The following is a 19,619-nucleotide window of genomic DNA, read 5'->3' as shown; positions in this document are numbered from 1 at the left end:
CGAGACGTCACGGTTCGAAATAGGAGCGATCATGAGCACTGCACTCATCGTCGGAGGCACCTCCGGCATCGGGCTGGCCACCGCCCGTCACCTGCGGAGCGCGGGCGCGACCGTGCACGTTGCCGGGCGGAGCGCGGAGCGGCTGGAGGCCCTCGACCCCGGCATCACCGGCCACCGCGCGGACGGCGGCGACCGCGCCCAGATCGCCGCCGTCGCCGAGAGGATCGGCACGGTCGACTGGCTGGTCGTCTCGCTCGGCGGGAGCGAGGGGGTCGGCCCCATCGCCGACCTGGACCTCAGCATGCTCCGCCGGGCGTTCGACGCCAAGTTCTGGGGCCACATCACCACCGTCCAGGCGGTCCTGCCGCACCTCGCGCCGACCGGTTCGATCACCCTGCTGGGCGCCATCTCGGCCCGTACGGGCATGCCCGGCACGGCGGGGATCGCCGCGGTCAACGGAGCGGTGGAGGCCCTGGTCCGGCCGCTCGCGGTCGAGCTCGCCCCGATCCGGGTCAACGCCGTGTCGCCGGGTCTGGTCGACACCCCGTGGTGGAGCGGCCTGCCGGACGAGGTGCGGGAGGACTACTTCGCGGCGGCGGTCAAGACGCTGCCGGCGCGCCGCGTCGCCACCGCGGAGGACGTCGCCGAGGTCGTGGCCCTGGCCGCCACCAACCCCAACCTCACCGGCACGGTCCTGGAGACCGACGGCGGCGCCCGCCTCGTGTCGATGAGCTGAAGCACCCGGTCACCGGGGGAGCCCGCCGGCGTGCATGCCGTACATCATCTTCTGGCCGCGGCCCGGGAGACGTTCGCGGAGCAGGGACGGACGCGTCCCTCCGTGAGGTGGCGCGCCGGGCCGGGGTCGGCATCGCGACGCTGTACCGGCACTTCCCCACCCGGGAGGCGCTGCTCGAGACGCTGCTGCGGCAGGGGTTCGACACGCTGCGCGTCCGTGCGGCGGACCTCATCGCCTCCCCCGACCCCGGCCAGGACCTCGTCGTCTGAATACGGGAGCCGGCGGCGGCGTCGGCCCGCTACGAGGGGTTGCCCGCCTCGGTCATGGTGGCGCTGCACGACCCGGAGTCCACCCTGCACGCCTCCTGCGCCGGACTCCGCACCGCGGCCCGCGACCTGCCGGCCGGCGCCCAGCGCTCCGGTCACATCCGTGCCGACCTCGACGCCGACCAACTGCTCACCGCGGTCCACGGCATGGCCTGGGCGGCGCGCCAGGCCCCCGGGACGGCCGGCGACCGGTTCCTGTCGCTTCTCGTCGAGGGCCTGGAGGCTCGTTAGAGGTCCGCGAGCCAGTTGCCGTGGAAGCCGTACGGCACGCGGGCGGGCAGGTGGACGGTGGCGACCGGGTCCGAGGCCAGGTCGTCGGCGTCCAGGACGATCAGGTCACTGCGGTCGGTGGCCGCGTCGTAGACGTAGGTCAGCAGCCAGCCCGCGCCGCCAGGTTCGTCGTCGGCCGGCGCGAAGGACGCCTCGGCGGGGTGCCGGCCCTCGCCGAAGTCGTGCCGTGCCACCCCGCCGGTGCGCAGGTCGTAGCGGAGCATCGTGCCGCCTTCGGCGTCGGAGGCGTGGCCGAAGCGCGCGTCCAGGCCGACCAGGCGGTCGTCCACACGCGGGAACTCCGCGGCGCGGTCGTCGATCTGCTCCTCTCGTACGGTGCCGGTGGTCAGGTCGAGGGTCCAGCGCCACAGCGTCGCGTGCTGGAACGTGTCCGTGTCCTGCCGCCACAGCTCGGGGTAGCGCATGACGTGCACCACGATGCGGTCGCCGTCGTCGTGCGCGTTGAGCGGGTGGAACACGTAACACGGGTCGATGCCGAACCAGCGCACGGTCCCGTACGGGTCGTCGCGGCGCAGGACGCCCAGGCGGGCGCCGTACTCGTCGTCCCAGCGGTACGGCATGGTCCCGCTCCTGGCCAGCTCCAGGTCGAACACGACCGGAAGGTCCATGAACACGACGTGCCCGGCGGTGAGGTTGAAGTCGTGCATCATCGTCGGGCCCGGCACGTCGACGGGCCGGCTGATCACCAGGTCGCCGCCGGCGTCGGCGCGGTGGTAGGTCAGGTACGGCGCCTGGGCGTCGTACCCGAAGAAGTGCATCTCGCCCGTCGTCGGGCAGGTCTTCGGGTGCGCCGTCATCGCGGTGGTCAGCCTGCCGCCGAAGTCGTACGGGCCGGCCGTGTCCAGGTCGCAGACGCCGGACGGCAGAGGTGTGCCGGACCCGGACAGGTGCATCTCGTGCGGGAACGAGGACTCGACGAGCGCGAGCGTACGGCCCGCGTGCCGCACGACGTGGGTGTTGGCGGCGCCCGCCGCCAGATCGCGCACGCCGTGCTCGTCGCGGACCGGTGCGTCGTCGGTGAACGTCTTGGTGCGGACCCAGCGGTTGCGGTACGAGGTGGCCCGGCCGCCGTCGAGGCGTACGCCGTGGATCATGCCGTCGCCGAAGAACCAGTGGCCGGAGGCGGCGTCGTGCGGGTTGGGGCCGTTGCGGAGGTACCAGCCGGTCAGCTCGCCGGGGATGCGGCCGGTGACGGGCAGGTCGTGGGCGGTGAGCTCTTCGGTGACGGGAGCGTAGTTCCCGGCGAGGTGGGGCGGTCGCATGGCGTTTCCCTCAGTGGGCCTGGGTCATGGCCGCGACCTTGGCCTTGACGTGGGCCACGTAGCGGATGGTGAAGACCATCGGGACGATGAGCCCGGCGACCTGGACGATCACGGCGGTGCGGTCCCCGCGAGCGGCGAAGATCGCGATCACGATGGCGCTCACGGCGAACGACACGGTCCAGACGGACGTGATGATCATGTTGATCCGCACGAACTCCGGCATCTCCCAGTACTCCCGCGGCGTCGACTGCTTGGCGATGCCAAGTGTGAACGGCCGGTGGACGGCCAGGGAGATCGCCGCGATGAGGGCGAGCACCCCGTTGGAGAGCGCGCCCGTGTAGGGGTGCAGGCCCGAGTGCGGGTCGGCGAAGGCGACGATCGCGAGCGCGACGAAGAAGACGGCCGAGCCGGTCTCGATGATCAGGGCGTCCGCCGTACGGCCGGCGCGGCGCTGCCAGACGATCAGCGCGACCGCGACGACGAGGGCGGCGAGGGCCCCCCACTGCCAGCTTCCGGACGGGACGGCGGCGTAGACGATCCACGGGAGGAAGGTGCGGAGATAGGTCATCGGAGGCTCCTGGTCGATATTCCTATGCTGACATGTCGAGAGTAGAATCTCCTATCTCGACATGTCAACATAGGAAGGTAGTGTGGTGCCCATGACTCTTCGCCACGCGTTGCTGGGGCTGCTCACCGAGCGCTCGGCCAGCGGGTACGACCTGCTCAAACTCTTCAACACCTCGCTGGCGAACGTCTGGCCCGCCACGCAGAGCCAGATCTACACCGAGCTGAACAGGCTCGCGGAGGCCGGTCTGATCACGGTCGTGGCGGAGGGCCCACGGGGCCGCAAGCAGTACGCGCTCACCGACGAGGGCAGAGCCGAGCTACGCCATTGGCTGACCGAGACCGAGCCACAGCCCGTACGCCGCAGTGAGATCCTCCTGAGGGTCTTCTTCCTGGGCGAGATCGACCGCGACCAGGCGCTCGCCTACCTCGACGGCCTGGCCGAGATGATGGGCAAGGAGGAGAACGCCCTGCGCGAACTGGACGAGGCGATCGACTGGGACGACGGCAACCTGTCGGTCTACGGTCGCATCGCGATGGAGTACGGCCTGCGCTTCAACGCCATGCGCCGCGAGTGGGCGGAATGGGCCGCCGACCAGATCAAGTGACAGTACTGGCCCGGGGGGCGACCCCCGGAACCCTCCGGTGTGAGGGGCTCCCGCCCCCACCCCCCACCGGGCTGGGGTCGTAGGACAGGGGATCCCAGGGATCATGCAGCATGCGTCCAGATGACTGGTACCTCACGGAAGACGTCGACGGCTTCTTCGCCCGGGCCGGGGACTTCCTGCGCTCGCGCCCGGTTTTGCACAACATGCCGCTGACGGACATCGAGAAACTGCGAGCACGCGGGACGAGCGGGCACGGCGCCGAAGCCACTGTCTTCGGCCGGCTGGAATCGGGAGGCGAGGTCCGCGCCATTTTCTACCGCACTCCGCGCGGCCGCCTGACCCTCAGCGCCCTCTCCGCCGAGCAGGCCGGCTCCCTCGCCGCTCACCTGGCTTGCCTCGGCCACCCGCCGTCCGGCGTCGTCGCGGACCACGACACCGCCACCATGTTCGCCGAGACATGGCAGCCGCACACGGGCGCAGCGCCGGTGCCCTTCTGGCGGGCTCGTCTCTACCGTCTCGGCACGCTCGCCCCACCGCAGCCGCGCCCAGAGGGCCGGAGCCGCGTCGCGGGCGAGCAGGACCATGAGCAGGTCGTGCGCTGGTGTCGTGAGTTCTGCGCTTCCGTCGGAGAGAACGTGTCCATAGACGCCATTGACGCCGGCTCCTGGGCCGACACGCGTTTCGCGGACAAGCACTTCACCTTCTGGGAGACCCGGATGGCGTTCCCGTGTCCATGGCGGGCTCGACGTCACGACCACCACGCGTGGATCACGTCGAGGTCGACGTCGGCGCCGAAGCCCGCGATGATGTCACCGAGGTGCCTCGACCTCCTCCACGCCGGCCGTTATCGCGGGACGACCGGCCGCTCACCGACCGGGCGGTCACCCTCGGGTGACCCCTGCGTCAGGCCCCGGCCACCAGGACGGGGACGGTGAGGGCGATGAGGACGGTCAGGATCCAGAGCGCGGGGGCCGCGCCGAGGATCTGTTCGCGGCGAGCGGTGGCGCGGACGGCCTCGGTGTGACTGCGCGCGACCCACCACGGGTTCTCCCGGTGTTCCAGCCAGGCGTACGCGGCGCCCAGGCCACCGCCGTAGGCGAGATGGCCGACGAGCCCGGGGAAGGCCGCGGCGATGGCGACGGCGTTCCACCGCGGCGGCTGGCCGAGCAGGACGGGCAGCAGCGTCAGGGCGCCGAACATCCACCAGAAGAAGCCGTACGACAGCCCCCATCCCAACCCCGAGGCGAGGTCGTAGCTGCGCCCGCGGAACAGCACCGCGTACGAGACGCCGATGAGCTGGGCGATGACGAGGTGGACGATCCAGCCCGCGACCGCGCCGCGCGCCCCGACCAGCCGGGCCACGGTGGGCAGCACGTCCACGGTTCCCCAGACGAAGCCGAAGACGATCCCGCCGATGAGCCCGGACAGCGCGCCGTAGCCGACGGCCCGCAGGCCGCGGGTACCGGCCTCGTGGTGCAGGAGCCGTACGTCGTCGACGAACAGGTTGCGGGCGAGCGAGCCGAGCCAGTCGAAGACGAGCGCGATCCCGGCGCCGGCCAGCACGTACGGCGGCAGCCTGACCGTGGCCGCCGCCACGGCCTGCTGGGACCAGTCGATGGTGCCGTCGTCGACGATCGGGACCAGAGTGAGTCCGGCCACCACCCACCACAGGAAGCCGTACGCGGTGCCGCGGACGAGCGCGGGCCCGATGCCCTCGGCCCGGCCGGTGAACACGAGCGGATAGCCGATCCCCATCCCGGCGGCGATGGCGGGCAGCCAGCCCAGCCGCGCTCCCGCGCCGACTCCGAACGCGAGCACGAGGAGGCCGCCGACGATCACCGCGGCGAGCAGGCCGCGCAGCAGTGTCCTCGGCCGCAGATGATCCCTGACCACCGTGTGGCCGTCATGGTGCAGGAGGGCGAAGACGACGGCGGTGACCGCGCCGTAGCAGAGATGCCCGACCAGGCTCGGCACGGCCGCCTGCGCGGTCGCCAGGCTCCAGGTCATCGGCGTTCCGGACAGCAGCGGCTGAAGGGTCAGCGCCCCCAGGAACCACCAGAAGACGCCGTACGCCAGGCCCCAGAACAGCAGCTCGCCCGACCGGATCCGCTGGTGCGCCATGAGCAGCCCGAACCCGGCGCCCACCAGGGCCGCGATCACGATGTGCAATGCGAAACCGAGCACCGGCGAGTCCGACCGTACGAGCGCGGCCACGGACGAGAGCAGGCCGAGCGAGCGCAGCGCGGCCCCGTAGACCAGCCCCCCGGCGATTCCCGCGAGTGCGCCGGGCAGCGCGCCCCGGCGGACGTACGGAGCGGTCATCGGGCACCTCGCGGGGTCTCGGCCGGAGGTCCGGTGACGACGATGTCGCGGGGGAACACCAGGTCGAGGCTCCAGTCGAGGAGGACGCGGACGCGGCGTTCGAGTCCGGGCAGTTTGGCCAGGTAGATGCCGCGCCAGAGGAGCCAGGCGCTCAGGCCGGAGAACGGATGGCCGCGGATCTCCCCGGCGGCGGTACGGTGGCCGAGCGCGACGAAGATCCCGATGGTGGTGAAGCGGAACGGTTTGGGGCGGCGGCCCTTGAGGACGGCGGCGATGTTGTCGGCCACGGCCTTGCCCTCGCGCATCGCGTGCTGGGCGGTCGGCGGGTACGGCGTGCCGTCGGCGGCGGGAATCTGGGCGCAGTCGCCGATCGCCCAGACGCCCTCGGGCTCGAAGGTCCGCAGCATGCGGTCCACGACGACCGAGCCGCCACGGCCGCGTTCGCCCGGCAGGCTCTTCAGCAGCGGGCTCGGCCGGTTGCCCGCGGTCCAGACGAAGGTGGCCGTCGGGATCACGGATTCGTCGTTGAGCCGCACCTCGCGGTCGGTGGCGGCGCTCGCGCGTACGCCGAGACGGAACTCGATGCCGCGCGCCTGCAGCTTGCCGAGCGCGTAGTCGCCCAGGCGCTCCGACAGCTCGGGCAGGATGCGCTTGCCGGAATGGATCAGGATGAAGCGCGGCTCGTCCGGATGGATGCCGGGGTAGAAGTGGAGCACGTCGTGGGTGAGGTCGTACAGCTCGGCGACCGCCTCGGTCCCGGCGAACCCACCGCCCGCCACGACGAAGGTCAGCAGCCGGGCGCGCTCGTCCGGATCGGTCTCCTGGTCGACCCGCTCCAGCAGGGTCAGCACCTGGTCGCGCAGCCGCGCGGCGTCGCCGAGCGACTTGAGCGTGAAGGCGTGCTCGGCCATGCCCGGCAGGTCCAGGAAGTGCGGGACGGAACCGACGGCCAGCACGAGATGGTCGTACGCGACGGGCTCGGCCGAGGCGTCGAGGTGGACCACGCGCCGTACGACGTCGATTCCGGCGACGCGGCCGTGGCGAAACCGGGTGTGGGCGACGGCCGCGCGGACCGGTGTGCTGATGTGCTGGGCCTCCAGGCCGCCGGAGGCCACCTCGGCGAGCATCGGGGTGAACAGCAGGAAGTTGGAGTCGCTGATCAGCGTCGTCTCGATGCGGTGGCCTCTCAAGTTCAGCCGCTCGAACCGGCGGGCGGCGCTGACCCCGCCGAACCCGCCGCCGACGATGACCACGTGCGGCACACGGGGTACCGGCCTGGCGGGACGCCGGGCCGCGCGTTCGTTGAAGCGCGTCACCAGCAGGTGGAAGAGCGTGCCGGCGAGGGCGCCCTGGAGCAGCGATCCGACGAGTTCGGGGTACCCGGCCGTGGCCGCCGCGACCGACCAGGTCGGCGTGCCGTGCAGCAGCGGGTCCAGGGTCAGCCACCAGACCACCCAGCCGAGCAGCCCGAGGAGCAGCCCGCCCGACGCGGACACCGCCGGGCCGTAGGGCCGCCGTCCGACGATCGCGCCGAGCAGCGCGCCCGCGACCGCCGCGTACCCGGCGAAGACGGCCCAGCCGTACGTGCCGTGGGGCGCCAGGATGTGCTGCCAGGTCATCAGCGCACCGAACACCAGCCCCGGGACCAGGCCGCTGACCACCCCGATGGCCAGCCGGGCGCCGCCGCCGGGCGCCGTGGGTCCGTACTCCTGCAGCCGCATGCCGCATCACCGTCCCGCGCCGTGAGCCGCCGCCCGCCTGCCCATCCGGGCCGAGCCCGCCCAGCGTCGCATGAATAGCCGGGATTGTCCGCCCGTCATGCGATGAGCCGTACGGCAGGCAGGCGGGTAACACCCGTCACATCCGGCACTGGCCTGCTAGATCCACCTTTCTCGCACAATGTCAGTGTTCGTATAGGTCTGACCCGTACGGTGGGCCCTTGCCCTCAGCGGTCCCGACCGGGCGGAGGATAGGCATGGCGCAGCACATCTGTTCACTGAAGTTCGACGCGGACCGCGACGGCGGCCCGCTGGCCGTCGCGCCGGGCGAGGAGTACCACCTCGTGCCCTTCCCGTACGGGTCGGCGGAGAACTACGACGACGAGAACATGCACGCGGAGACGCGCGACGGGACCCGCCACCCCTTCCCGTCCGACCCGGCCAGCGCCCTCATCCAGCCCGGGCACGACGCGTGGGGCCGGCTCTACGGGATGATCCAGTGGGAGGTCGCCTCGGGCGGCGAGGCCACCGAGCTGCGCGACCAGTTCGCACGCGACCCGCTGGGCAAGACCGACACGACCTGCACCGAGCACCGCCGTGCCTCGCCGGGGATGCAGTGCTTCGCGAAGTCCTGGGCGATCTTCGTCTCGCCGGACGTCCCGCTCGGGCTCCGGGTGGCCCACAACGCGTCCGGCTCGCTGCACGTCGTGCTGGCGGAGTTCAAGCTGGAGTACGACGCCTGAAAAGGCCCCGGTGCTGCGCGGACTCAAGAATGTCAGACCCCCTCGATACGTTTTCGGTAACTCGATCGGCTGGACGTCTGTGGAGGCACGGTGCGGCGCTGGGAATTCGTCGGCGGTAAATCGGAGAAGTTCTGGGAGGCCGGCCTGGACGGCACCGTCTTCACCAGCAGATACGGGCGAATCGGTACGAACGGCCAGACGGCGGTCAAAGAGTTCGACTCCGTGGAGAAGGCCGAGTCTTATCTGCAGCGCATCGTCGCCGAGAAGGAGAAGAAAGGCTACGCCGAAGTCGCCGAGGTCCGGCCGGACGCCATTCCGGAAACGGCCGCAAAACGCGTAGAGGCGCCCAAGGACGAGGACGCCTTCGAGCTCCCCGGCTCCTGGCGCCGCGTCCTGCACCCCCGGCACGGCGGCATCCCGCGCCCGCCGGCCGCGGCCGACAAGGACGCGGTCCGTGAGGTCGGGCACTGGCTCCGCGAGTGCGCCCACACCTTCGACACGATCTTCCACGACTCCGGCAGCGACCCGCGGCTCGTCGAGGACGCCAAGGCCCAGTTGGAGGGGAAGGCGAGCCCGCGCGGCGCCGCGATCGTCGGCGAGGTGGCCGGGCTGAAGTTCCACGCGAGCCGGCAGCGGTTCGTCGACGCGTGGGTCGTCGAGCACGGCCTGGCGTTCGCGGCGTGCGCCGTCGCCGAGCTGGCCGAGGTCCAGGTCGAGTGGGCCTACAACACCACGCCCCGCCTCCGGTTCCGGCCGGGGGCGACGTCGCTCGGCTGGCGCTGGGAGTGGCAGCCGGCCGCCGTACGGCTGCGCGCCCTGCTGGCCTGCGCCGGCGAGCGCGACTACCGCGAGGTCGTCGACGCGCTGGCCGGTCACCGCGGCGGTTCGGCGCAGCGGATCGTCGTGTCCTTCCTGGTGCCGACCGAGAAGGCGTGGGTGGACGAGTGCTGCGCGGCCCCGTCGCTCGGCGGCAACGACGTCGCCGCCGACCGCACCCTCCTCTTCGAGGCGCTCGGCTCCGCCGAGCAGATCGCCGCGCTGGGGCCGTACGCGCGGTTCGGCTGGGGGCAGTGGTCGCTGGAGACCCTCGCCACGACGGCCGAGGGCGTCGGCACGAGCATCGCCCCCATGCTGCTCGACGCGTTCGAGGACCGGCACGGCTACGTCGACGCCCGCAAGCTGGCGGTCGCCGTGCTCAGCCGGGTGCCGACCGACGAGGCCTTCCAGATCCTGCTGGACCGCGTCGACGAAAAGTACGTCCAGCCCGCGCTGCTGGAGGCGATGCGCCGCTTTCCCGCCCGCGCGCTCCGGCTGCTCGCCCAGGCCGGCGGCCCCTCGGCCCGGCGGCTGCTGACCGCCCACCTGCTCGCCGAGCCCGAGCTGACCGCCGCCGTGCTCCCCGGGCTCGCTCCGGAGCTGCGCGCGGTGGTGGAGCAGGCGTCCGTCGAGCTGGTGCGGGTCGAGGCCGTCCCGATCGAGTCCCTGCCCCGGCCGCTGGACGACCCGCCCTGGTCCCGCCGCCGCAAGGCCGTGGCGCGGCCGGTCGTCACGGGCCTGGAGCCGCCGGCCGAGCCGGCGATCTCCTGGGCGCCCGGTGAGCAGGAGCGCTGGGCGTCGGCAGGGCTCGACTACTCGCGCTGGGGCAGCAACGACTGGGACAAACTCCTCCAGCGCCACCACGACACCACGACGGCGCCGCTGCGTGGGCACGAGCAGGTCGGCCTCTTCGTGAACGGCCCCGAGCACCTCGTGCGCCCGCTCCTCGCCGAATGGAAGCCGGACTACTACTGGAACGCCGAAACCTGGATGAAGCCGGTCGTCGCGCGCTACGAGCTCGCGGCCCTGGACGCGGCGGTCGCGATCGCCTCCGCGCACCCGGCGACCCTCGGCGTCCTGCTGCTTCCCTACACCGACGTCCGCGTGGCCCGGCTCATGGCCGACTGGCTGGTCCGCCTCAAGTCGGCGCGCAAGGTCGCGCTGACCTGGCTCGGCCGGCACGCCGAGGAGGCGGCGCGGCTGCTGGTCCCGGACGCCGTCGGCGCGACCGGCCGCGACCGCGCGTGCGCCGAGGCCGCGCTGCGGGCCATCGCCTCCGCCGGCGACGACGCCACGGTCCTCCGCGCCGCGCAGACCCACGGAGCCGAGGCGGAGGCGGCGGTGGAGACCCTCCTGGCCGCCGACCCCCTGGACAACGTGCCCGTCCGGATACCCAAGCTCGGCGCCTGGGCCGACCCCGCACTCCTGCCGCAGGTGCTGCTCCGCGACCGTACTCGCGCGCTTCCGGACGAGGCCGTCGGCCATCTCCTCACCATCCTGACGATCTCCAAGCCCGGCGAGGTCTACGCGGGTGCGGCGGTCGTACGCGAGATCTGTGACCCCGCCTCGCTCGCGGAGTTCGGCTGGGCCGTGTTCGAGCGCTGGCGGATGGCCGGCATGCCGTCCAAGGACGGCTGGGCGCTCACCGCGCTCGGTCTCGTCGGCGACGATGAGACCGTACGCCGGCTCACGCCGGTGATCCGCGCCTGGCCCGGCGACGGCGGCCACCAGCGGGCGGTCACCGGGCTGGAGGTGCTCGCCGCCATCGGCACCGAACTCGCCCTCGTGCACCTCAACGGCATCGCGCAGCGGGTCAAGTTCAAGGGCCTTAAGGAGCGCGCGCGAGAGACGATCGAGGAGGTCGCCGAGGGGCTCGGGCTCACCCGCGAGCAGCTCGCCGACCGGCTCGTCCCGGACTTCGGGCTCGACGAGGACGGCAGCATGGTCCTCGACTACGGGCCGCGCCGGTTCGTGGTCGGCTTCGACGAGCAGCTCAAGCCGTACGTCGAGGACGAGTCGGGCAAACGCCGCAAGGACCTGCCCGTGCCCGGGGCACGCGACGACGAGGAGAAGGCCCCCGCCGCGCGCAAGCGGTTCGCCGAGCTGAAGAAGGACGTCCGTACGGTCGCCGGCGACCAGATCCGGCGGATGGAGGCGGCCATGGTCGCCCGGCGCGACTGGACCACGGCCGAGTTCACCGACCTGTTCGTCCGCCACCCGCTCAGCTGGCACCTGGCCCGGCGGCTCGTCTGGACGAGCGACGGCACGGCCTTCCGCGTCGCCGAGGACCGCACGCTCGCCGACGTCGAGGACGAGGCGCTGACCCTGCCCGACACGGCGCGCGTCCACCTCGCGCATCCGCTCGACCTGACCGGCGTGCTCGACGCGTGGGCCGAGGTGTTCGCCGACTACGAGATCCTGCAGCCGTTCCCGCAGCTCGGCCGGCCCGTGTTCGCGCTGACCGAGGAGGAGCGGGCCGCGTCCCGCCTCACCCGGTTCGAGGAGAAGACGGTGCCGACCGGCCGGCTGCTGGGCATGCAGCGACGCGGCTGGGCCCGCGGCGAGCCGCAGGACGCCGGCGTCGAGCGGTGGTTCTCCCGCGAGATCGGCCCGGACCGCCACGTCGTGCTCGACCTCGACCCGGGCATCGCGGTGGGCCTGGTCGACGAGTTCCCCGAACAGCGTCTCAACGCGGTGTGGCTCAACACCCACCCGGGCGACTACTGGCCGTCCCGCCAGAGCTCGCTGACCTTCGGCGAGCTGGATTCGGTCACCGCCTCGGAGGTCCTCGCCGATCTGACCGAGCTGACGAACTGAAACGTTGATCCCTCCACAGGCCAGGAGTCGTGTGTCAGGTATGAGCAGCGCCGATATCGAATTCCCCGACGAGCACACCTTCGAGATGCCGGCGTCGTGGCGGCGGGTCCTGCGCCGCCGGCGCGGAGGCATCGCCGGCACGCCGGTCACGGCGGGCGACCAGGCGGCCGGCAGAGTACAGGAGTGGACCGAGCGGGCCGCGGCGCGTACGACGGCGGCGCTGGACGACGAGGAGAGCGACCCGCAGCTCGCCGAAGAGGTACGCGCACACCTCGCCGGCGGCCATCCGCGCGGCGCCGCGGCGCTCGCGCACATCCTCGACGCGCGCGACGGCGACGACCGCAACGACGTCGAGGACCACGCGGCCTTCGCCGACGCGTGGACGTCGGCGCACGGCCTGGTCTTCGCGGCGCAGGCGGCGGCCGAGATCGGCTCCGTCGGCGTCGAGGAGTGGTGGCCGGGAATGAACCGGGGGCAGCGCGCCTGGCGCCTCCGCCCCCGCGCCACCGGTCAGCACCCCTTCTGGCGGTGGGCCTGGCAGCCGACGGTGGACCGGATGCGGCACCTCCTCGCCGACGCCGGCGAGGCCGACTACCGTGCGGCCGTCGAGGCGCTGGCCGACCATCGGCGCACTCCGGCGCAGCGCGTGATCGTGTCCTACCTGGTGCCCACCGAGATGGACTGGGTGGACGAGTGCCACGCCGACACGACCGGTGTGCACGAGATGGCCCTGCGGACGATGATGTTCTGCTCCGTCGGCTCGCCCGAACAGCTCGCGTCGCTCCGATCGAAGGTGTCCTTCGGGTTCGGCCAATACTCACGCGGAGTCCTCGCCACGCTGATCGAGGTCGTCGGCACCGACGTCGTGGACCTGCTGGACGGAGCCTTCAACGCCGCCGCCACCTGGGCGGAGGAGCGCAAGGTGGCGGTCAGCGTGCTGGGCCGGCTCCCCACCGACGAGGCGTTCCAGCTGATGGTGGACCACCTCGACCAAAAACACGTCCAGCCCGGCGTGCTCGACGCGGCGAAGCGCTATCCCGTACGCGCGCTGCGGCTGCTGGCCCAGGCCGCCGGCGGCTCCTCGCAGCACGCCCCGCTCGCGCGGGAGATCCTGATCGGCCACGTGGCGGCCAACCCGGAGCTGACCGCGGCCGTGCTCCCCGGCCTCCCGCCGGAGGTGCGGAGCACGGTCGAGCAACTGCACAAGGAGATCGCCCGTACGGCGGGCAAGACGGACCGGGTGGAGGAGGCTTCCGCCGACGCGCTGCCTCCCGTCCTGGCCGCCCCGCCGTGGACCCGGCGCCGCAAGGTCGCCAAACCGGTCGTCATCGCCGGCCTGGAGCCGTCGGCCGAGCCCGCCGTCACGTGGGCGGAGGGCAGCCGGGCGCAGTGGTCCAAGGGCGCCTCGACCTACTCCCACCTGGTCGAAGACGACTGGCCGTCCGCCGTCCGCCGCTACCACGCCCGCGAGATGGACTCCATGCGGCAGATCGCCCTCTTTGCGAACGCCCCGGAGGAGGTCACCCGCCCGATCGTCTCCGGCTGGCGGCCCTCGCCCCTCTGGGGTTGTGAGATGTGGATGAAAACGGTCGTCGCCCGGTTCGAGCTCGACGCCCTGCCGGTCGTGCTCGACATCGCCGCCGTCGACAACCCGGCGGTCGTCGGCGTGCTGTTGCTCCCCTTCTACGACGTCCGCGTGGCCCGGCTGATGGCCGACTGGCTCGCCCGGCTCAAGTCCGTGCGCGCGACCGCGACCACCTGGTTCGCCTGGCACGGCGTCGCGACCGTCCGGCTGCTGGTGCCCGACGCGGTCGGCCCGGTGGGCGCGCCGCGTACGGGCGCGGAGGCGGCGCTGCGTCACGTCGCCTCGGTGCACGGCGGCGAGGCCGTCATCGAGATCGCGCGTGAGTACGGCGACGAGGCCGCGGCGGTCGTCGCGGCACAGCTCGCCGCCGACCCGCTGGAGCGCCTTCCGGCCCGCATGCCCAAGCTCGGCGACTGGGTGGAGCCGGCCCGCCTGCCCCAGGTACTGCTCGCCGACAGCACGCGGGCGCTGCCGGCGGAGGCCGCGGGCCACATCCTCGCCATGCTGAGCGTCTCCAAGCCCGGTGAGGAGTACGCCGGGCTGGCGATCGTGCGGGACACCTGCGACCGCGCGTCGCTCGCGGAGTTCGGCTGGGAGGTGTTCCGCCAGTGGCAGGCCGGCGGCATGCCGGCCAAGGACGGCTGGGCGCTCACCGGCCTGGGCTCGATCGGCGACGACGAGACCGTACGCCGGCTCACGCCGGTCATCCGCGCCTGGCCGGGCGAGGGCGGTCACTCCAAGGCGGTCGCCGGTCTCGACGTGCTCGCCGAGATCGGCACCGAGATCGCGCTGATGCACCTCAACGGCATCGCGCAGCGGGTCAAGTTCAAGGGTCTCAAGGAGCGGGCGGGCTGGAAGATCCGCGAGGTCGCCGACGGCCTCGGACTCACCCGCGAACAGCTCGCCGACCGGCTCGTCCCGGACTTCGGGCTCGACGAGGAGGGCAGCATGGCCCTGGACTACGGGCCGCGCCGCTTCATCGTCGGGTTCGACGAGCAGCTCAAGCCCTACATCTCGGATGAGGACGGCAAGCGCCGCAAGGCCCTTCCCGCTCCCGGCGCGCGTGACGACGCGACGCAGGCGCCGGCGGCGCGCAAGCGGTTCGCCGACCTGAAGAAGGACGTCCGCACGGTCGCGCGGGACCTGATCCGGCGGATGGAGGCGGCCATGGTGGAGCGGCGCGACTGGTCGGTCGCCGAGTTCACCGACCTGTTCGTCCACCATCCCCTGACCTGGCACGTCGCACGGCGGCTGGTCTGGGTGAGCGACGGCACGGCGTTCCGCGTCGCCGAGGACCGCAGTTTCGCGGACGTCGAGGACCGGGCGCTGACCCTGCCCGACGGCGCGCGGATCCACCTCGCGCACCCGCTGGAACTGGGCGGCGTGCTCGACGCGTGGGCCGAGATGTTCGCCGACTACGAGATCCTGCAGCCGTTCCCGCAGCTCGGCCGCCCCGTGTTCGCGCTGACCGAGGAGGAGCGGGCCGGCCGTCGCCTCACGCGGTTCGAGGGCATCACCGTGCCGACCGGCAAGGTGATCGGGCTGGAGCGGCACGGCTGGTCGCGTGAGGACCCCCAGGACGCCGGCATCCAGGGAGTGATCTCGCGGGCGGTCGGCGAGGAGCGCTTCATCGTGATCCACCTGGACCCGGGCATCGCGATCGGCTCTCCCGACATCTTCCCCGAGCACCAGCTCGACTCCATCTGGATCTCCGACGATCCGGACAGCCTGGGCGTCCGCGACGCGAACCCGCCGCACTTCGGTGACCTCGACCCGGTGACGGCCTCCGAGGTCATCCTCGACCTGACCCAACTCACGAGCTGACCCTCCTCCAGGAGCACCTGAATGTCCGAAGAGAACCTCCAGCGGCCACCCGCCGAGATCCGCTACGCCGAGGAGCTGGCCCGGCTGCGGGAGACCGACGAGGGCAGCCGCCCGCCCGGCTGGTGGCTCAGCCTGGAGGCGGCCCGCCGGTTCATCGTCGGCGACGAACGGCAGGGGATCCGGCGCAAGTTCGTCGGCGACCCATCGCTGATCGACCGCTCGCTGGTGAGCCTGGCCACCAGCCGCGGCCTGCTGCTGGTCGGCGAGCCGGGCACGGCCAAATCGCTGCTGTCCGAGCTCATCGCCGCCGCGGTGAGCGGCACCTCGACGCTCACCATCCAGGGCGGCGCGGCCACGACCGAGGACCAGATCAAGTACTCCTGGAACTACGCCCTGCTCGTCTCCGAGGGCCCGTCACCGCGCTCCCTGGTGCCCGCCCCGATGCTGCGCGGCATGGCCGACGGCCGGATCGTCCGCTTCGAGGAGATCACCCGCTGCCCGCTCGAGGTCCAGGACTCGCTGCTCTCGCTGCTGTCCGAGCGGGTGGTGGCGATCCCCGAGCTGAGCGGCACGGACGGCATGGTCTTCGCCAAGCAGGGGTTCAACGTCATCGCCACCGCCAACACGCGCGACCGGGGCGTGAACGAGATGAGCGCGGCGCTGAAACGCCGCTTCAACTTCGAGACCGTCTTCCCGATCGCGGACTTCGCCACCGAACTCGAGCTGGTCGAGACCGAGGCGCGGGCGCTCCTGGAGGGTTCCGGCGTCAAGGTCCCGCCGCGGCGAGACGTCCTCGAGGTGCTGGTCACGACGTTCCGCGAGCTACGAGCCGGGATGACGGCCGACGGCGGGTCCATGGACCGGCTGTCCGCCGTGATGAGCACCGCCGAGACCGTGTCGGTCGCACACGCGGTCGGGCTGCGCGGGTGGTTCCTGCGCGGCGAGCCGGGCACCGCCGCCGACATCGTCGCCTGCCTGGCCGGCACCGCGGCCAAGGACAACGCCGACGACCTCGCCCGGCTACGCCGCTACCTCGAACAACAGGCGTCGCGCAGACGCGGCGAGCAGTGGCGAGCCCTGCACGACGCCCGCCACCTGCTGCCCGGCTGATGCCCGTCACCTACATCGGGGTCCGCCACCACAGCCCCGCCTGCGCCCGGCTCGTCGGCCGGACCATCGCGTCCCTACGCCCGGCGTACGTGCTCATCGAGGGCCCGGCCGACGTCAACGACCGCCTGGACGAGCTGCTGCTGGGCCACGACCTGCCGATCGCCATCTTCAGCCACTACCGGGACGAGGAGCGGGCCCACATGTCCTGGGCCCCGTTCTGCGAATACTCACCCGAGTGGGTGGCGATCACAGAGGGACGAGCGGCGGGCGCCGAGGTCCGCCTCATCGACCTGCCGGCCTGGCATCCGGCCCTGGCCGACCGCCGCAACCGCTACGCGGACGCCGAACAACGCTACGCCGACGCCGCCGAACGCCTCTGCCGAGCCTTCGCGGTCGACAACGCGGACGCCTTGTGGGACCGCCTGGTCGAGGTCGAGCCGGAAGACGGCCTGGAGGAGCGCCTGGCGACGTACTTCGATCTGGTCCGGGGCGACGCGGCGGCCGGCGAGGACGACACGGCCCGCGAGGAGTACATGGCCGCCTGGATACGAGCAGCGATCACCGCAGCGGGCGACCGCCCGATCGTCGTGGTGACCGGCGGCTTCCACCGCCCCGCCATCCGAACCCTCGCCGAACGCCCCCTTACGACCGCCTCGGCGGCCAACGGCGCTGCACCCGGCGTTCTGGAAGCGGGTGCGGTCGGAGCGGGAGCTTCTGGAACGGACGGCTCGGCCGCGGGTGGTCCTGGGGCTGACGGCTCGGCAGCCGATGGCGTTGCGGTGGGCGGATCGGCTGCGGACGGCGCGTGGGAGGACGGCCCGGTGACCGAGGGCGTGGAGGCGGGCGGTCCGGCTGCCGATCGGCCGGCGGCCGGCGGCCGGGGTCCCGGCGGACCTGCCGCCGATGGTGCGGGGCCGGGTGGCTCGGTGGCCGGTGGTTCAGGGGGCGGCGGCTTGGCGCGCGCCGCCGTCCGTACGTCCGCGGAAGGCGGCGTGTCCGTCGACATCGGCTCCCGGTCCGTGTCCGGGGGTGCGGCGCGTGGGGACGGGCCTGTCTGGCCGGAGATTCCGCGGCCGGAGGAAGGCACCGTGTCCGGTAGTTATCTGGTGCCGTACTCCTTCCGGCGGCTGGACGCGTTCTCCGGTTACCAGTCCGGTATGCCCTCGCCCGAGTACTACCAGCGCCTCTGGGAGCAAGGGCCCGAGGCCGCCGCCGACGGGCTCGTCGAGGCGGTCGCCACTCGCCTGCGCAAGCGTGGGCAGAGCGTCTCCACCGCCGACCTGATCGCCGCGCGTACCCTCTCCGAAGGTCTCGCGCGGCTGCGCGGGCATCCGCACCCCGCCCGTACCGACATCCTCGACGGGCTGGTCAGTGCGCTCGTCTCCGACGACCTGGACCAGCCGCTGCCCTGGAGCCGGAGGGCGTCGCTCGCGCCCGGGGCCCACCCCGTGGTCGTGGAGATGGTCTCGGCGCTCAGCGGCGAGCGGGCCGGCCGCCTGCATCCCGACACGCCCGCGCCGCCGCTGGTCCACGACGTCGATGCCGAGCTGACGCGGCTGAACCTCGATCGCGAAGGTCCCGTCGACCTCGATCTCACCGAGTCCGCAGACCAGGCCCGCAGCCGGACGCTGCACCGGCTCGCCGCCCTGCGCGTACCCGGGTTCGAGCGCCGGTCCGGGCCCTCGTCCGGGGCCGACCCGGTACTCGACGAGCACTGGGAGCTCACCGCGCACGACGCGCGCCGTGCCGCGCTGATCGAGGCGGGCGCGTACGGCGGCACGCTTCGCGACGCCGCGACGGCCCTGGTCACCGAGCGCATCGCCGCCGCCGGTCCCGACCCCGACCGGCTCGCCGCGGTGCTGTTCGAGGCCGCGCTGTGCGGGATCACCGACCTGTCCGGGCAGATCACCGAACTGATCGCCGCGTCCGTCGGCGGCGCGCGCGAACTCGGCCCGCTCGGCGCGGCGCTCGCCACCGTGCTCGGTCTCTGGCGGCACGACAGGGTCCTGGGTACGGCGCGCAGCCCGATGTACGCCACGGTGATCGACGCCGCGGTCACCCGCGTCCTCTGGCTCGCCGAGGGCGTACACGGCGGGCCCGCTCCCGCCGACCCGGCCCGGCTGCGCGCGCTGACCGCGACCCGCGACGCGCTTCTGCACGCGCCCGAGGTCCTGACGACCGGCCGCGACGTCGCCCTGGAGGTCATGGCCCGCATCGACGCCGACCGCACGGCGCCGCCGGACCTGCGCGGCGCGGCGTTCGGGTTCGGCTGGTCGCTCGGCGCGTCCGGCGACCCGGTACGCGCCCTGCGCGGTGCCGCGGACGCACTCGGCGACTGGCTCGCCGGGCTGTTCGCTCTCGCACGGGACGAGGTACTGGCGGGCGGCTCCGGCGTGCTGGACGCCCTGGACGACCTCATCACCTCGATGCCGGACTTCCTGGTCGGGCTGCCCGCACTGCGCCAGGCCTTCGAGTACTTCCCCCCACGCGAACGGGAGCTGATCGCCCGCCGCCTGCTGGAACGCCGCGAACTGAGCGGCTCGGCACGAGCCCTGCTACGCACGACGGCGAACCCGCTTCTGATCGCGGAGGCACAGGCGCTGGAGGAGAAAGTGAGTCGCCTGCTCACCAGAGAGGGACTGCTCCCATGACGAACCCGGGACCGGGCCACCGACGGCTGCGCCCGCTCGCCGGGCAGTGCACGGCCGGCGTGCAGGACAGGGTCGCCGCGTACGAGGCGGCGGCGGAGAAGGCGGTCCCGGCGGCCCGTCAGAGGGGACTGTTCCCATGACGAACCCGGGCCTGCAACGTCGGCGACCGGGCTCGCCCGCCGGGCAGTGCACGCGCGGCGCGCGGGGCGGGGCCGGCGCGCGTAAGGCGGCGGTGGAGAAGGTGGG

At 72.7% G+C, this 19,619-nt stretch carries 15 protein-coding genes; 11 read left to right on the top strand and 4 right to left on the bottom strand.

The features are described from left to right. Window positions 1–31 precede the first annotated feature (31 nt). The 3 genes from QWU11_RS02860 (at window position 32) to QWU11_RS02850 (ending at window position 1,293) form a co-directional block, all read left to right on the top strand. The gene (locus QWU11_RS02860) at window positions 32–736 is read left to right on the top strand and encodes an SDR family oxidoreductase (RefSeq protein WP_290103409.1); all 705 of its coding nucleotides are present in this window, start codon (window positions 32–34) and stop codon (window positions 734–736) included. 107 nt (window positions 737–843) lie between these two features. After that, window positions 844–1,005, top strand: coding sequence for a TetR/AcrR family transcriptional regulator (locus QWU11_RS02855; RefSeq protein ID WP_290103408.1), 162 nt, complete (start codon window positions 844–846; stop codon window positions 1,003–1,005). After that, complete coding sequence (locus QWU11_RS02850) at window positions 1,006–1,293, top strand: hypothetical protein (RefSeq protein ID WP_354670803.1); 288 nt, start codon at window positions 1,006–1,008, stop codon at window positions 1,291–1,293. On the opposite strand, the gene QWU11_RS02845 is transcribed toward QWU11_RS02850, so the two are convergent. Further along, window positions 1,290–2,615, bottom strand: coding sequence for a carotenoid oxygenase family protein (locus tag QWU11_RS02845; protein ID WP_290103406.1), 1,326 nt, complete (start codon window positions 2,613–2,615; stop codon window positions 1,290–1,292). The genes QWU11_RS02850 and QWU11_RS02845 overlap by 4 nt on opposite strands. Before the next feature lie 10 nt (window positions 2,616–2,625). Then, window positions 2,626–3,183 carry a hypothetical protein gene (locus QWU11_RS02840; protein WP_290103405.1) on the bottom strand — a complete coding sequence of 186 codons (558 nt, stop codon included), beginning with the start codon at window positions 3,181–3,183 and terminating at the stop codon, window positions 2,626–2,628. Window positions 3,184–3,274: 91 nt separating this feature from the next. Between QWU11_RS02840 and QWU11_RS02835 the strand changes: the two genes are divergently transcribed. Continuing rightward, window positions 3,275–3,787 carry a PadR family transcriptional regulator gene (locus tag QWU11_RS02835; protein WP_290103404.1) on the top strand — a complete coding sequence of 171 codons (513 nt, stop codon included), beginning with the start codon at window positions 3,275–3,277 and terminating at the stop codon, window positions 3,785–3,787. 110 nt (window positions 3,788–3,897) lie between these two features. Next, window positions 3,898–4,722, top strand: coding sequence for a hypothetical protein (locus QWU11_RS02830; RefSeq protein ID WP_290103403.1), 825 nt, complete (start codon window positions 3,898–3,900; stop codon window positions 4,720–4,722). On the opposite strand, the gene QWU11_RS02825 is transcribed toward QWU11_RS02830, so the two are convergent. Both QWU11_RS02825 and QWU11_RS02820 read right to left on the bottom strand, forming a co-directional pair. Beyond that, window positions 4,691–6,109 carry a hypothetical protein gene (locus QWU11_RS02825; protein ID WP_290103402.1) on the bottom strand — a complete coding sequence of 473 codons (1,419 nt, stop codon included), beginning with the start codon at window positions 6,107–6,109 and terminating at the stop codon, window positions 4,691–4,693. The two genes, QWU11_RS02830 and QWU11_RS02825, sit on opposite strands and share 32 nt — an antisense overlap. Beyond that, the gene (locus tag QWU11_RS02820) at window positions 6,106–7,830 is read right to left on the bottom strand and encodes an NAD(P)/FAD-dependent oxidoreductase (RefSeq protein WP_290103401.1); all 1,725 of its coding nucleotides are present in this window, start codon (window positions 7,828–7,830) and stop codon (window positions 6,106–6,108) included. The genes QWU11_RS02825 and QWU11_RS02820 overlap by 4 nt, the downstream gene beginning before the upstream one ends. Before the next feature lie 254 nt (window positions 7,831–8,084). On the opposite strand from QWU11_RS02820, the gene QWU11_RS02815 reads away from it, so the two are divergent. The 6 genes from QWU11_RS02815 to QWU11_RS02790 all read left to right on the top strand — a co-directional run bounded on the left by QWU11_RS02815 (window position 8,085) and on the right by QWU11_RS02790 (window position 19,513). Continuing rightward, window positions 8,085–8,570, top strand: coding sequence for a hypothetical protein (locus QWU11_RS02815; RefSeq protein ID WP_290103400.1), 486 nt, complete (start codon window positions 8,085–8,087; stop codon window positions 8,568–8,570). Window positions 8,571–8,660: 90 nt separating this feature from the next. Next, window positions 8,661–12,203 (top strand): DUF4132 domain-containing protein, encoded by a 3,543-nt coding sequence (locus tag QWU11_RS02810; RefSeq protein ID WP_290103399.1) that lies wholly within the window; start codon window positions 8,661–8,663, stop codon window positions 12,201–12,203. 40 nt (window positions 12,204–12,243) lie between these two features. Continuing rightward, complete coding sequence (locus tag QWU11_RS02805; protein ID WP_290103398.1) at window positions 12,244–15,612, top strand: DUF4132 domain-containing protein; 3,369 nt, start codon at window positions 12,244–12,246, stop codon at window positions 15,610–15,612. A gap of 21 nt (window positions 15,613–15,633) precedes the next feature. Beyond that, window positions 15,634–16,722, top strand: coding sequence for an AAA family ATPase (locus tag QWU11_RS02800; RefSeq protein ID WP_290103397.1), 1,089 nt, complete (start codon window positions 15,634–15,636; stop codon window positions 16,720–16,722). Then, window positions 16,722–19,373, top strand: a complete 2,652-nt coding sequence (locus QWU11_RS02795; RefSeq protein WP_290103396.1) for a DUF5682 family protein — start codon at window positions 16,722–16,724, stop codon at window positions 19,371–19,373. The genes QWU11_RS02800 and QWU11_RS02795 overlap by 1 nt, the downstream gene beginning before the upstream one ends. Next, the gene (locus QWU11_RS02790; RefSeq protein ID WP_290103395.1) at window positions 19,370–19,513 is read left to right on the top strand and encodes a hypothetical protein; all 144 of its coding nucleotides are present in this window, start codon (window positions 19,370–19,372) and stop codon (window positions 19,511–19,513) included. The genes QWU11_RS02795 and QWU11_RS02790 overlap by 4 nt, the downstream gene beginning before the upstream one ends. Window positions 19,514–19,619 lie beyond the last annotated feature (106 nt).

Source organism: Actinomadura sp. DC4 (assembly GCF_030406325.1).
Taxonomy (GTDB): domain Bacteria; phylum Actinomycetota; class Actinomycetes; order Streptosporangiales; family Streptosporangiaceae; genus Actinoallomurus.
The sequence above is the reverse complement of the archived record's forward strand: the minus strand, read 5'-3'. Positions and strand labels throughout refer to the sequence as shown.

Coding starts and splice junctions, on each gene's coding strand:
- QWU11_RS02860 (WP_290103409.1), top strand. CDS start 32: ATGAGCACTGCACTCATCGTCGGAGGCACCTCCGGCATCGGGCTGGCC.
- QWU11_RS02845 (WP_290103406.1), bottom strand. CDS start 2,615: ATGCGACCGCCCCACCTCGCCGGGAACTACGCTCCCGTCACCGAAGAG.
- QWU11_RS02840 (WP_290103405.1), bottom strand. CDS start 3,183: ATGACCTATCTCCGCACCTTCCTCCCGTGGATCGTCTACGCCGCCGTC.
- QWU11_RS02835 (WP_290103404.1), top strand. CDS start 3,275: ATGACTCTTCGCCACGCGTTGCTGGGGCTGCTCACCGAGCGCTCGGCC.
- QWU11_RS02830 (WP_290103403.1), top strand. CDS start 3,898: ATGCGTCCAGATGACTGGTACCTCACGGAAGACGTCGACGGCTTCTTC.
- QWU11_RS02825 (WP_290103402.1), bottom strand. CDS start 6,109: ATGACCGCTCCGTACGTCCGCCGGGGCGCGCTGCCCGGCGCACTCGCG.
- QWU11_RS02820 (WP_290103401.1), bottom strand. CDS start 7,830: ATGCGGCTGCAGGAGTACGGACCCACGGCGCCCGGCGGCGGCGCCCGG.
- QWU11_RS02815 (WP_290103400.1), top strand. CDS start 8,085: ATGGCGCAGCACATCTGTTCACTGAAGTTCGACGCGGACCGCGACGGC.
- QWU11_RS02805 (WP_290103398.1), top strand. CDS start 12,244: ATGAGCAGCGCCGATATCGAATTCCCCGACGAGCACACCTTCGAGATG.
- QWU11_RS02800 (WP_290103397.1), top strand. CDS start 15,634: ATGTCCGAAGAGAACCTCCAGCGGCCACCCGCCGAGATCCGCTACGCC.
- QWU11_RS02795 (WP_290103396.1), top strand. CDS start 16,722: ATGCCCGTCACCTACATCGGGGTCCGCCACCACAGCCCCGCCTGCGCC.
- QWU11_RS02790 (WP_290103395.1), top strand. CDS start 19,370: ATGACGAACCCGGGACCGGGCCACCGACGGCTGCGCCCGCTCGCCGGG.